Annotated in this window: 15 protein-coding genes; 4 read left to right on the forward strand and 11 right to left on the reverse strand. The window is 39.4% G+C overall.

From position 1 onward, the window contains the following. Positions 1-289: 289 nt before the first annotated feature. Positions 290-694, forward strand: a complete 405-nt coding sequence (locus CDG55_RS02840; protein ID WP_087536027.1) for a hypothetical protein — start codon at positions 290-292, stop codon at positions 692-694. 73 nt (positions 695-767) lie between these two features. Here the strand turns inward: CDG55_RS02840 and CDG55_RS02845 are convergent, their stop codons facing one another. Further along, positions 768-1,412: a ParA family protein gene (locus CDG55_RS02845; protein ID WP_087536059.1), complete on the reverse strand. Its 645-nt coding sequence runs from the start codon at positions 1,410-1,412 to the stop codon at positions 768-770. 128 nt (positions 1,413-1,540) lie between these two features. Between CDG55_RS02845 and CDG55_RS02850 the strand changes: the two genes are divergently transcribed. Beyond that, positions 1,541-2,008 (forward strand): Holliday junction resolvase-like protein, encoded by a 468-nt coding sequence (locus tag CDG55_RS02850; protein ID WP_005156416.1) that lies wholly within the window; start codon positions 1,541-1,543, stop codon positions 2,006-2,008. A gap of 14 nt (positions 2,009-2,022) precedes the next feature. On the opposite strand, the gene CDG55_RS02855 is transcribed toward CDG55_RS02850, so the two are convergent. Continuing rightward, on the reverse strand, positions 2,023-2,646 hold the full coding sequence (locus CDG55_RS02855) for a class I SAM-dependent methyltransferase (protein WP_087536028.1): 624 nt from the start codon (positions 2,644-2,646) through the stop codon (positions 2,023-2,025). 169 nt (positions 2,647-2,815) lie between these two features. On the opposite strand from CDG55_RS02855, the gene CDG55_RS02860 reads away from it, so the two are divergent. Beyond that, positions 2,816-3,379, forward strand: coding sequence for a hypothetical protein (locus CDG55_RS02860; protein ID WP_087536029.1), 564 nt, complete (start codon positions 2,816-2,818; stop codon positions 3,377-3,379). A 44-nt stretch (positions 3,380-3,423) separates the two neighbouring features. Here the strand turns inward: CDG55_RS02860 and CDG55_RS02865 are convergent, their stop codons facing one another. Then, positions 3,424-3,999, reverse strand: a complete 576-nt coding sequence (locus CDG55_RS02865; RefSeq protein WP_087536030.1) for a hypothetical protein — start codon at positions 3,997-3,999, stop codon at positions 3,424-3,426. A 19-nt stretch (positions 4,000-4,018) separates the two neighbouring features. Next, a complete protein-coding gene (locus CDG55_RS02870; protein ID WP_087536031.1) occupies positions 4,019-4,798 on the reverse strand; it encodes a class I SAM-dependent methyltransferase in 780 nt (259 codons plus the stop codon). 121 nt (positions 4,799-4,919) lie between these two features. On the opposite strand from CDG55_RS02870, the gene CDG55_RS02875 reads away from it, so the two are divergent. Next, positions 4,920-6,194 carry a hypothetical protein gene (locus tag CDG55_RS02875; protein WP_087536032.1) on the forward strand — a complete coding sequence of 425 codons (1,275 nt, stop codon included), beginning with the start codon at positions 4,920-4,922 and terminating at the stop codon, positions 6,192-6,194. A 58-nt stretch (positions 6,195-6,252) separates the two neighbouring features. On the opposite strand, the gene CDG55_RS02880 is transcribed toward CDG55_RS02875, so the two are convergent. From CDG55_RS02880 to glyQ, 7 genes are all read right to left on the reverse strand, one after another. Beyond that, the gene (locus CDG55_RS02880; protein WP_087536060.1) at positions 6,253-6,795 is read right to left on the reverse strand and encodes a hypothetical protein; all 543 of its coding nucleotides are present in this window, start codon (positions 6,793-6,795) and stop codon (positions 6,253-6,255) included. Between the two features lie 153 nt (positions 6,796-6,948). Continuing rightward, entirely contained in the window at positions 6,949-7,395 is a 447-nt protein-coding gene (locus CDG55_RS02885) for a hypothetical protein (RefSeq protein ID WP_087536033.1), read from the reverse strand. Positions 7,396-7,440: 45 nt separating this feature from the next. Further along, positions 7,441-7,848 carry a hypothetical protein gene (locus tag CDG55_RS02890; protein WP_087536061.1) on the reverse strand — a complete coding sequence of 136 codons (408 nt, stop codon included), beginning with the start codon at positions 7,846-7,848 and terminating at the stop codon, positions 7,441-7,443. A 146-nt stretch (positions 7,849-7,994) separates the two neighbouring features. After that, a complete protein-coding gene (locus CDG55_RS02895) occupies positions 7,995-8,960 on the reverse strand; it encodes a hypothetical protein (protein ID WP_087536034.1) in 966 nt (321 codons plus the stop codon). Between the two features lie 73 nt (positions 8,961-9,033). Continuing rightward, positions 9,034-11,100: a glycine--tRNA ligase subunit beta gene (gene glyS, locus CDG55_RS02900; RefSeq protein WP_087536035.1), complete on the reverse strand. Its 2,067-nt coding sequence runs from the start codon at positions 11,098-11,100 to the stop codon at positions 9,034-9,036. Between the two features lie 45 nt (positions 11,101-11,145). After that, the gene (locus CDG55_RS02905; RefSeq protein WP_004678669.1) at positions 11,146-11,541 is read right to left on the reverse strand and encodes a tautomerase family protein; all 396 of its coding nucleotides are present in this window, start codon (positions 11,539-11,541) and stop codon (positions 11,146-11,148) included. A 30-nt stretch (positions 11,542-11,571) separates the two neighbouring features. Next, positions 11,572-12,552 carry a glycine--tRNA ligase subunit alpha gene (gene glyQ, locus CDG55_RS02910; RefSeq protein ID WP_005403278.1) on the reverse strand — a complete coding sequence of 327 codons (981 nt, stop codon included), beginning with the start codon at positions 12,550-12,552 and terminating at the stop codon, positions 11,572-11,574. Positions 12,553-12,853: the final 301 nt, after the last annotated feature.

Here is a 12,853-nt window from a genome sequence, read left to right on the forward strand (position 1 = left end):
AATGCGTCCAGTAAAATTTTCATTCAGTAATTTCACGTTGAAATCTCTAAATTGAATCAGGGGCTAAACCGCTGGCATGTTTCAGCCAGCCGATTATTTTCAATGGAGTGGCTCGTGATCGGCAATATGTATATCTCAGCATTTACGAAAGTTTTAAGACTGCAATACAGCAACTTACCATAGCAACATTTGCTATCGACTTTAATACAAGAGTTGGCAAAGAGTTACAAAGCGTATTGTTATATTGAATTCATCACACATCCATAAAGTGAATTTAAGGAGCAGTTCGATGACACATTCAAATAATCAGGACAATACCTCTCCAAAAACAGGTCAGGACCATCATTCACAACCGAATAACAGCAATGGTACACAAGCCGAAAGCGCAGTGGCTACCCTCTTGAACGGTGATAAACTCAGTTATCAGCAAGTGGAAGGCCTGACGGACAGTGATCAATTACAGCAGGCTATAGAAAGGGAAGATATTCCTAAAAATCCTGAAAATGCACTACAGGAGCAAGGTGTGGAACGTGAACAGGCAATCCAGTTAAATGATGGCAGTCACGGTAACGAGACCATTCGTAAAGCTATGGAAAACCTCGATAGTGATGAAATGAGGCATAACCTGAAAGATGAGGGTGATGACACAGACCAAACTAGCCCAAATCCCGCACCTTTCATTGAACCTAAATAAAGATAAGTTTTATTAATGCAGTTACATCAATGGCCTCATGCCTTGTTCCATCCTGCTAATGGAGCAAGGCGGCTTAAAACCATTCACTTGGATCATCGACTAACTGATTCAGAACGGGTTGCCATTGGCTTTGAATACTCACAAAATTTTTCTGTGGTTTATCAAAAATACTTAAACCTTGCATAGCCAACGTGCCATAAGCACTACGTTCTGAAATCCATGCGACAGGCTCTTGTTCAATCTTATTAAAGAAGTCTTGAATGTCTTTTGAACTAGAGCTATTCGCTTTCACGCGATTGGCAATCAACAGAATTTGTACTTTTCCTTTACGTATACGTTTGATGTCTTGTAAATGTTTTAGGAATCGACGCGTACTATCAATATCAAAGAATGAGGGCTGTAAAGGGGTCACAATCGCATGGGCTTCGCTGACCAATTGTTCTGCATGCTCACCTGACAGTGCGCCTGGAGCATCAATGATTAAATAATCGAGATGTTTAGGTGCATCACCAATTGATTTCTCATGCCTCCAGTCGAGGCTTTGAATGGCAGCAACATTTTCAGGGCGTTGTTTTAACCATTGTAATGATGATTTTTGGTTATCAGCATCAGCCAACGCAACCTTATAGCCCTTTTGTGACATTGCTGCGGCAAGCGTAATGGCTGTCATGGTTTTACCACAGCCACCTTTTTGATTTGCAATTAATATGGTTTTCATGAAATTAGATTTTTTAACAAGCATTTTGTATTCAACTATACCTTAGCATCTTTTTCAGTAGAGTGTGTGACACATGACAAAAGTTTAATGTTGCAGTTAAATAGCAGATTCAGAAAAAGGAAAGTTTTATGTCAGTTTGGCTTGCAATGTTAATTGGTGGTTGTATTGGTGTTGTGATTACCACGCTGATTTTGTCCAATACGCGGAATGGTCGTATTCAGGCGGAATATGAAAAATATATTGCTGAATTAGAATTAGAACATAAGCAAGCTTTGCTAGATGCACAGAAACGTAGTGTAAATACCAGTCGTGCGGTGTTAAAAGGAAAAATGGCAGAACAGTTTGCGCCGATTTTACCTGAATTTCAGTATTTACCCAGTGATGCAAAATTTCTCGGTGATCCTGTCGATTACGTGGTTTTTGATGGCTATACCGATTTTCGTGATGGTGATGGGACTGCGGATGATATTGAAGTGATTCTACTTGATATTAAAAGTGGCGGTGCGCGCTTGAGCAAAGGACAGCAGGCAATTGCTCAAGCAGTACGTGAAGGACGTATTCGTTTTGAAACGCTAAGAATTGATTTTGAAAATTAATGACTGCTTTGAATTTATACCTTTTGCACGCGAGCCAATAGCATTTTTTGTGCAATCGCAGGAATACCATCTGCATCAAAATATTCTTTTTCAAGAAATTTAAATTTAGCTTGTGCAAGGTGTCGTTCAATATCGCGATTGAGATGGCATCCATCTCCAATCCTTTTTTGTAGCGGAGTGAGTAGGGTCTGTAAGGATTGTAATTTGATCGAGTCAGGATGTTTCACATGCTCAATTAAATGAAAGGTGCCTGTAGGTTTCAATACTCGATAAATTTCTGCTAAGGCGACATCAAGTTTTGGAATACTACAGAGAGTCCATGTGGAAACAATATGATCTAAACTTGCATCGGCGAATGGAAGTTTTTCTGCGCTGGATTGTACATGCTTAATATAAAAAGGCGCATGCTGAACTCGTTCAACGGCAAGATGATAAATGTCTGGATTGGGTTCCAAAGCATAAAGTGAGTCAACATTGCCATAGAAAGGAATATTTAAACCTGTACCAAAACCTATTTCGAGGACTTCACCTTCGATAGGAACCAATAATTCACGACGCTTATCCATCAAACTTGCAGTCTGCATGACTTGATTGAGTAAATATGGGAAAACTCGACGTTGATAGAATTGATAAATCATAGAGATCCATTCGTTGATTCAGATTAGAGAAATCAGTAACAAAGCCACAAAAATATGACTAAAGTAAGTTTGATTGTTACTAAAAAAAGTAATTTTTTTCATCGTCTAAGCATACTATGAAGATATACGCTTTTCTAAGAATTTAGTTAGATTTTGAGGGTGATAAGCCATGAAAAAACGTCTATGGATGAGTTTAGGCATGGTGGTTATGCTTGGGCAGACACATGCATCGACCAGCGGAATAGAATATAACATTGCCAATGGTTTATCGCCGATCGCAAAGGATCAGTCTATTTCGGTGTTACAGCCTTTTTATGGCAACTTCCGTATTCTTGGTTCTAAAATGTACCAAGATGACGAACAAGCAAAATTTTCTCCGATTGATTATGCCGTGAGTTGGGGTTTGTTTGCCAAGCCCGAGATCGCACGTAAAATCTCAGTAAATCAATATGACCGCTATTTGAATTGGAAAATAGATAAGCTGCCTGTTCCTGCAAATCAAGCCATGCAAATGGTTTCCAATATGCATATTATTCCCGCAAATCCTGCAATTGCCCAGCAAATCAAACAAGTGAAGCGTGGGGATTTGGTGCAGTTGAAAGGTGAGTTGGTTGAGATTCGGGATAAAGATTTGGTTTGGCGATCTTCTTTAACACCTACGGATACGGGTGATGGTGCTTGTGAGTTATTCCGTGTTAATTCAATTCAGTGGATAGAAAAACAAAAAATCTAATCTTGTTGAACAAGAGAGGGTCGTATGACCCTCAATTTTTTATATCACTCACTCGCCTTTTTAGTTTCTGTTGGTTGAGAACTTTTCCAATGGTGTAGTTGGCTTTGCGCATGTAGATATTCATTTAAATGATCAACTTGTTTGGCCGTATCAGTATTTTCTGTGGTACTCGCTAAGGTACTTTGCTCGAGTACTTTGGCTTGATTATCCCAGTATTCATATAAAAGTCCTTGAATATAACGACCTTGTTCTGTTTTAAGTTCTAACTCTTTCAGCATATTCAATGCCGATTGAACATTATCTTTTTGGCGTTGCTGTTCAAACGCTGGAGTGAGCGTATTGGCTTCTTTCATCTTCGCCAGCTCTATTTCCATACTGTCGCTCATTTCGGTAAAACGACGGTCATAGTCATCTAAAATTGCAATATCATGTGCATCGTCAGCCGTTGTAGGGAACTGCTTAATCGGGATTTGCTTAAGCTGACCAATGGCATCATTAGAGTTTTGAGTTTGCTGTTCTTGCTGAGAGGGTGCTTTAGGGTCTTTGTTACAAGCACTCAGTAATAGTGTAGAGCCGATCAAGCAACTGAGTGCAATCGTGGTTTTAAATTTAAAGGTCATAGAAACACCTGATTTATTGTTACTTTGCTATTTTTTGGAAATGGTAGGCAAAGGTTGTATAAGGAAAATCAATCTGATCTTGAGCAGTTTGGCCTGTAAAATCAAATACAATTTGTTCAAATCTTGCTTTCAATTGCTGTTGTTGATGTTCTGGCATTGCTGCAATAAAACTCGTGGAAAGTAAGCGTTTGCTGACCACTTGTTCTACTGTGCCTGTATGTTTGAGTTGAAAGGTCTGAAGACCGTTGAATTGAAAGAGCTGTTGTTGCTCAAAAACCTGTTTCCATTTCTCACTATGATAACGTGGTGTATCTGCTTCAAATGGTGCGATTTCATCAGCCAACGCTTTGACCCAGTCAACAGTAATATCACGTTGATTCCAAAGCAGTCCAAGATGCCCCGTAGGAATTAATACCCGATACATTTCCTTGAGCGTTTCGATATTTGAGAACCAGTGAAAAGATTGGGCACAAATAATGGCGTTAATGGATTCATCCTTCACCAGAAGTTGATCGCTTGAAGTTTGTAGACATTCGACTGTGCTATAGCTTTGCTCCAGTTGTTCTCGCATCGCTGTCACAGGTTCAACTGCAATCACTTTTGCCTGTGTCTGAAGCAGGAAAGGTAAGAATTTGCCAGTCCCTGAACCGAGGTCAATAACAGTGGAATTTTCACCGACTTTGAGCTGATCTTGCAGCCAAAAGACGATTTCTGGTGGGTAACTGGGACGAACTTGTTGATACAGTTCAGCCCCTAAACTAAAGCCTTTTTGAGCCGAAGGATGTAAGGATTGTGTCATTTTTTGCGCTTTTTAATCTGTCTTATCTCTATAAAATAAGATACTCCGCAAATAGGGTTTGGCAAAGACATCATTTGATGGCTTTTTGCGACAAGCCTAGGATTAATTTTTCAGTGTGAGCATGGATAAGCAAATAATATTTGAAGATGAACATATTCGCGTTATTTTTTTAAAAGGTTCAAGTGACACTTTAGTGGTTTCGTTTGGCGATTTGATTAGTCGTGCCAAAGGAATGTCAATTAATGCTGAAAAATCACTCATAAAATATCAATACAATGTCATCGGTATTATGCCGAAGCAAAAATCTTGGTTTCCTCAAAGCAGCATGCTTGAAATGCAGCGACAGATTCAACCGACCTTACAACAGTTTGAGCAGATTGTGGGTTATGGTGGATCAATGGGGGGCTATGCTGCGATTAAATATTCTAATTTATTGAATATGCATAAAATCGTTGCTTTTGTACCACAATATTCGATAGACCCTGATGTGGTTCATGATCGCCGTTATGCAGAATTTTTTGACGCATCTATTCATCAAAATATGCAAATTCAGGCAGATGAAGTGGATTCATCTCGTGAATACATCATTGTCTATGATCCATATTATGCAGAAGATAAAGAACATTTCTTAAAAATACAGCCCTTATTACCAAAGATGCAGGTGATTCATTTGCCTTTTACAGGACATGAAGCACTCTCGGTTTTGGCAAGTTCGCAATTACTCAATGATTTTGTTGAGCAACCTTTTGAGATTACTTATTTTTATAAGCGCGTTCGAGAGGTTAAAAAGCAAAGTAAGTTCTACTATCGCCATGTACTAGATGCATTATTGAGCAGGCATCATCAAGTTTTATTACGAATCTTGCAAAATAACGATTTTGAATTAGATGAACGTTATTTTGATGCTGTTCTTAAGCAAAAATTGGTTCAACAATTATTTAATCTACAACAGGGTACTGAGCAAAATTTACGGAAGTTAGGTATTCATCCGCATTTTATCCAACAGATGGACAGCTCAGTGCCAACCATTCTCACGATTCAAAATACATGGTTAGTTTTTAATTTAGTTAGCTTAAAGCTAGAGGCTTATAACGCTGAAGCAATTCAGGCGAATCAACAATATTTGCTGCCATTGAAAGCTAGTGCGAATGCCGTTGTTGAACTTGAGTTAAATGCAGAATCTTATGTTTTGACGATGAATGATCGTGGGATTCATAAGTTAGTTAAAGTGGGTGAAGCTTTGGCTTTGGATCAGTCTTTATTGATTTTTAAACGCTATCCTGAATTTTATCAACTCAGTTATAAAAACTTGACCTTGAGTTGTGATGATCATGGGCAGGGACATTTTATTGAAAATCATGCAGATGAGCAGACCAAACTACAATTGATAGACTAAATCACATAATCAAAAGCCCTTTGCTTAAGCAAAGGGCTTTTAACGATGGGTTCGAAAATTAGTTTGTACCCACTTTTGCATTGGTATTTACGTTCGCATTTACACCTAATACTTTCACACCAACATTGGCACCTGCCTGAGCCTGTTTCCTGTCTGCATTCAAGCCCGTTTGTGCCTGAATGGATGAGTTTCCAACGTTAACCCCTGCTTGGGTATTCAGGCCAATCGACTTTTGCTCAGCCTGATGTTGCTGATGACGTTTTTTTGCTTCTACTCTTTTTTCAGCAGCAAACTCCTTGCCATCAGCAGCTTTCTCTACCGCATAATCCTTAGTGTTTTTAACCACTTTCGCGGTTTTGTCTACCACCTGTGAACCCACATTTACACCTGTGTGTACAGCAGCATGGCCAACATGATGTGCTGCGTGACCTACGCCCTGAGCAGTATTTTTGACCGCACCTGCAACACCGCTAATCAAGCCACCAGACTGGACATTAACCTGAGCTGAGCCATTGGCATTGACCCCAACATTTTGTGCGAAAATAGAGGCAGAAGCGAGAATACTTGTTGTCACGATAGCTGTTTTGATCATTTTCTTCATTGCGATTTCCTTAGCGATGTACCGTTTGGGGTACTTCATCAACGCAACTGCATCATAACGGGCAAAAAGCAGAAATGTATGCATTTCAGCAAAACTTTACAACCAGATTACACCTTAAAAACACTTTGGATAGAAATTGTGGAGATGACAAACTTAGCCACATTGGTCCAAAACGGTTTGGTTAAAGTAGCTTTTTAACTTGTCAAAGTTATGTTTTACTTCAGGTTTCTGAATGTCAAATACTGTGGTTTTTCGCGTTTTCTGATCTAATACAGGTTTTTCAGTGGCCGCATTGAATAAACGATTCGGCACATATTGATAGGTCTCAGAAAAAGCCCGACTCAACTGATTGCCTTTAAATTCCCATGATTCCGTACTCTGCCCACCATCAAAATAACCTGTAAACTGGATCATGCAATGATTCTTGTATTTATTTAAGGATGCGGCATTGGTCTTGGTATCGGGTAGGGCATCAATGTTCTGAACCACTTGCAGTTGCTGTAAAGGCTGCTCGGTTTGAGAAGAGAGCGTTGAACACGCGGTAAAGCCAATACTACTAACTAAACAAAGCAAAATGGTTTTAAAAGGCATAACTGTCATTGTTTCATTCATTCCTATAAATTTTGTTCAATCGTATTAATTTGATCATGGCTGACTAAGTTCAGCACGTTCGATTGGCACATTTCCATTATTTGTACCAACAACCGCATCCTTGGTGTCTTGCCATTTTTTAGCAGTATATTGTTTGGCTTTTTCGGTTTGTTCCTGAACAATGACAGATTGTTCAGCAGTGTATTCTTTGGTGGTTTTCCACTTTTCACTCATTTTTTGTGATGTGTTTTCAGATGCACCTTGAATTGAATCACCTAAGTTTTGTAGCCCTTTGCCTGTTTTATACAGTAACACACGACCAAGGCTCGGGTTGTCACCATAAGGGAGTGTTTTTTCAGCCGTAGTCGTGTTTGCATTTGTGGCTGTTGTATTTTCGGTTGCCCAGAGAGAAGAGGATGCGATCAGTGCAGTCGTTAAACACAGAGCAGGTACTTTTTTCATCATCTTTCTATCCTTTTGGCAATAACGTTGCAATTCAAGTTTTATAGCTTATCGTCAAGTTCAAGAAAAGAATGTAGGTGATGTGAAATTGATACAGTGCGTAAACCGTTGTGCTTTGGGTAAATGAAAACTTCTTGGGATGGTACTTAATCAATAAGCCCTGACGGTCCTATTCGATCATGACTTAGCCAATAAGTGCCTTTATAGTTTAGAAGAGTGAGCAAGTATTCTCTTATTAGATTACTAGCTTCATTTTTGTCTTCTCTAGCTTGCTTTGAATATTGAGAATCGTTTAAAGGTAATAATAGACCTTCGTGAATTATTTTATTTCTCTTATCTACAATTGCATCTGTTATTGTTCTTGAGATGCCAATATCTTCAAAGGCGCGTTTAATCATTTCATTCGAACCACATTCCCCATATTTTATGTGACGGTATAATTTTTTCTTTTTCTCAGTAATTTCTTTGTAATTTTCTATATCTCCAGGTTCTTTCTCTAAATCGGGATATGAAGGGTGAGAAAATTTTGTCCCATTACGTTTATTAAAGCCATTTACTTGAGCATAGGTGTGTTTCAAGTTTTCAATAATTACATAATGCAAAATAAGTGATGCTTCTGTGGCTAGATTTGCACGATTGGCTTCACATAAATAGTCAAATACAACAGTTAGCTGCCTAGATGACTTTAGTTTTTTGAATGTTGGGTAAGTTTCCTCAATAAAGTTGCAAATTTCTAAACCATGCATATCAATAATATTCTTTTGTGCACGCATAGTTTGTACATCAGAGTGTGGTCGAGATTGAGTTGAGTTTAGGGCAAAGGTTTCACAACGAACATATGATTGTTGGGCAAAAGATAGTAAGTAGCATATATCATCAATAATTTCGAAAATTTGTGGTATTTGCGTTTCTTCAGTGTATTGCACTTCAACATGTGTAGTCACTTTTCTTTCATTTTCAAAGTCTTTATGTTTTAAATGAATATCATATTGTTTAAATTTAAACGTATAGCCATCACACTTTATTATAGTTGTATCATTAGGTCCGCCACTATAAGAAGATTTTCCTCCCCACATAAATAAATTAACAATAGATAATTCTAAACTTTTCATAATTCTTCTAATTTACAATAAACCCCGCTATTGTATAGCGGGGTTTATTTGAAAGATCAAGAATTATAAATACTTAACCCTGCAGCACACTTACATCTGCAATTGCTGTAAATAAATCACGCAACTGAGCCAATAAACGTAAACGGTTGGCTTTCAATTCAGCATCATCTGCCATCACCATTACACCTTCAAAGAAAGCATCAATAGGCGCACGAAGTGCAGCAAGCTTAGACAAGGCTTCTGTATAGTTACGTGCAGCAAGTAAAGGCTGAACCACTGGTGTTAAAGCTGATAATTCTGCATAAAGTGCTTTTTCAGCCACTTCAACTAGATTTGCTTCAACCACAGCACCTTCAGGTGTTGCTTCTTTCGCAAGAATATTGGCAACACGCTTATTAGCCGCAGCCAATGCAGCCGCTTCTGGTAAAGTACGGAAATGATTGACCGCAGTCACACGCTTATCAAAATCAAGAGGAGATTTTGGAGCAAGTGCTTGAACCGCTTGAATCACATCAACTGCTACGCCTTGGTCTTCATACTTAGCACGGTAACGACCTTCAAGGAACGCAACGGCATCCGCACGCGTCTTGTCATGATCTTTAACCACGTCACCATAACCTTGAAGCGCAAAGTTCACCAGTTCTTCAATCGTCACATCGAGTTCATTTTCAATGATCAAACGTAAGATGCCGATTGCAGAACGGCGTAATGCAAATGGGTCTTTAGAACCCGTAGGCGCTTGACCAATACCAAAAATACCAACAAGCGTATCTAAACGATCTGCAAGCGCAATCGTTGTACCTGTCTTGGTTTGTGGTAACACGTCACCCGCAAACTTAGGTAAGTATTGTTCACCTAAAGCTTCAGCAACTTCATGATTCTCACCTTCAAGGCGAGCATAATACGTGCCTGCAATCCCTTGAAGTTCAGGGAATTCACCCACAAGTTCAGAGGTCAAATCACATTTAGCCAGTAAAGCTGCTTTTTCAGCATCGGCTGCATTTGCACCTGTAATTGGAGACAATGCCACAGCCAATTTAGCAATACGTTCTGATTTGTTCCAAAGTGTGCCCAATTGCGCTTGGAATACCATATTGGCGAGTTTTTCTTTACGAGATGCAAGCGGTTGCTTCTGGTCTTGTAAGAAGAAGAATTCTGCATCAGACAAACGAGGGCGTACAACTTTCTCATTCCCTTCAATAATTTGAGTCGGATCTTTCGACTCAATATTTGAAATGGTGATGAAATAAGGCTGTAATTTGTTGTCGCTATTGACCAAACAGAAATACTTTTGGTTGTCCTGCATGGTTGTAATTAAGGCTTCTTGAGGAACAGCTAAATAACGCTCTTCAAAAGTCGCACGTAATGCAACTGGCCATTCAACCAAGCTGGTGACTTCATCAAGTAAGTCCGCTGGAACAATCGCAGTGGCATTGACTTCATCAGCTAACGTTTTCACTTGTTCTTGAATGGTTGCTTGACGCTTTTCAAAATTCGCAACGACATAAGCTTTTTCTAAAGCAGCAAGGTAGTCATTTGCATGCGCCAAAGTCACGGCTTCAGGTGCATGGAAACGGTGACCATAAGTCACATTACCTGCTTTATGATCTTGAATGATTGCTTCAACCACTTGATCATCTTTCAACAATACGACCCATTTTACTGGACGCACGAATTCAGTACGACTTGCTGCTGAACGCATACGTTTTGCGATTGGTAAGTTGTCTAATGCAGTTTGTAAAATTTGTGGCAGTAAAGCATCAAGACTTTGACCTTTCACATCTTTCAAAAAGCAAACTTTTTCAACTTTGCCTGCTTGGAACGTCGAAAGCTGATCAACCGTGATGCCTTGACCACGCATAAAGCCTTCAAGTGCTTTAGTTGGTTTGCCTTCTGCATCATAAGCGGCTTGAACAGCAGGGCCGTCAAAACGTTTTTGTGTGTCTGCTTGAGCAGCATCAATATCAACAATTTTGAGCGCTAAACGACGTGGTGCAGCATAAGCTTCGATCGCAGCAAAATTTAAGCCTGCATCTTTTAAGCCTTTTTCCGTTTCAGCTTTTAAAGCATCACGTAAAGTTTTTAAGCTTTTGGGTGGAAGTTCTTCACAGCCCAATTCAAATAGTACGGTATGTGTCATTTCAAATGTCTTCTAAAAATATTTATCTGTCATAAGCAAGATGATCTAAACATCTACCTTAAATCCCAATGCAACATCACACGCTGCTTGACCGCCACGGATACCCCAATTTTCTAAGGGAATATCTCGAATAATAATCGTCACGTATTTTGGTGGTATGCCGAGCACTTCAAGGTTATTGACAATCCCTTGATAAAGATTGCGCTTTGCATCCACAGAACGTCCAGCAAATGCATCAATACTAATTTGAGTATAAAACTCAGGTTGATCTTGATGTGGTGGACAAGCAAAACGATGCGGTAAATGAGCGAAAAAACGGATATGTTTGTCTTTTTCAGGAATATGAAAGTGTTGTACCAAAGCAGACTGAACAGCATCAATGATTGCTATTTCTTGTTCAGTTGAGTATTCACGTCTTACTTCAATCACAACACTTGGCATTTTATTTTCCTAAATCAGATTTTTTCCCATTTATGCATTGGCTTTGTTTTGTGCTGCTTCTGCTTCAACTTGTGCTTTTAACTGCGCTAATACTTCATCACGCAAATGTGGTTCTGCCATTGGGAAACCGAGTTTCGCACGCGCAGCCACATAACTTTGAGCGATTGAACGCGCTAAGGTACGAACACGTAAAATATAACGTTGACGCTCAGTTACAGAAATCGCACCACGCGCATCCAATAAGTTAAAGCTATGCGATGCTTTAATCACTTGCTCATAAGCAGGAAGTGGAAGTTCAGCTTCCATTAAACGAGCTGCTTCAGCTTCATAGAAATCGAATAATTCAAATAATTTATCGACTGGCGCATATTCGAAGTTATAGGTCGATTGTTCCACTTCATTTTGATGGAATACATCACCGTAAGTGACTGTACCGAATTGACCTTTGGTCCAAACAAGATCGTAAACTGAGTCTACGCCTTGAAGGTACATTGCAAGACGTTCTAAACCGTATGTGATTTCACCAGTAACAGGGTAGCATTCAACACCACCGACTTGCTGGAAGTAAGTGAACTGAGTCACTTCCATACCATTTAACCAAACTTCCCAACCTAAGCCCCAAGCGCCTAGTGTTGGAGATTCCCAGTTGTCTTCTACGAAGCGAATATCGTGAGTCAGTGTATCGATGCCGATCGCTTTTAACGAATCAAGATAAAGCTGTTGGATATTGTCTGGGTTTGGCTTAAGTACCACTTGGAACTGATAATAGTGTTGTAAGCGGTTTGGGTTCTCACCATAACGACCATCTTTAGGACGACGTGATGGTTGAACATAAGCCGCGTTCCAAGTTTCTGGACCTAATGCGCGTAAGAAAGTTGCAGTGTGGAATGTTCCTGCACCCATTTCCATATCATATGGTTGTAATACGACGCAGCCTTGCTCCGCCCAATAGTTTTGTAGGGCAAGAATTAAGCCCTGAAATGTATCAATATGCGATATAGCACGACTCATGGTGCATCCACTGGAATCAAACAAAAATTGTGGTTAAGTATAAGGATTTTCGGGTGCAGTGCAAAGGATTCGAGCGTTTCAGCGACAAGTTCTGATAATAAATTATTTAAACGCTTTTGTTTAATTTTCGAGTCAATTCAAAACGGACCCAATAGCAGAAATATTTTCCCAGTTGGCAAAGTCCTGAATGGGAGACCATTCACATAAACGTCACCTCATGACGCATAACATCTTTACCAATCTTAATTTTCAAATCATGAAATGTTAGCTTTGAAATGATGTTGTCACTGAGGTGTTTGCT

The sequence above is a fragment of the Acinetobacter sp. WCHA45 genome (genome assembly GCF_002165255.2).
Classification (GTDB): Bacteria; Pseudomonadota; Gammaproteobacteria; order Pseudomonadales; family Moraxellaceae; genus Acinetobacter.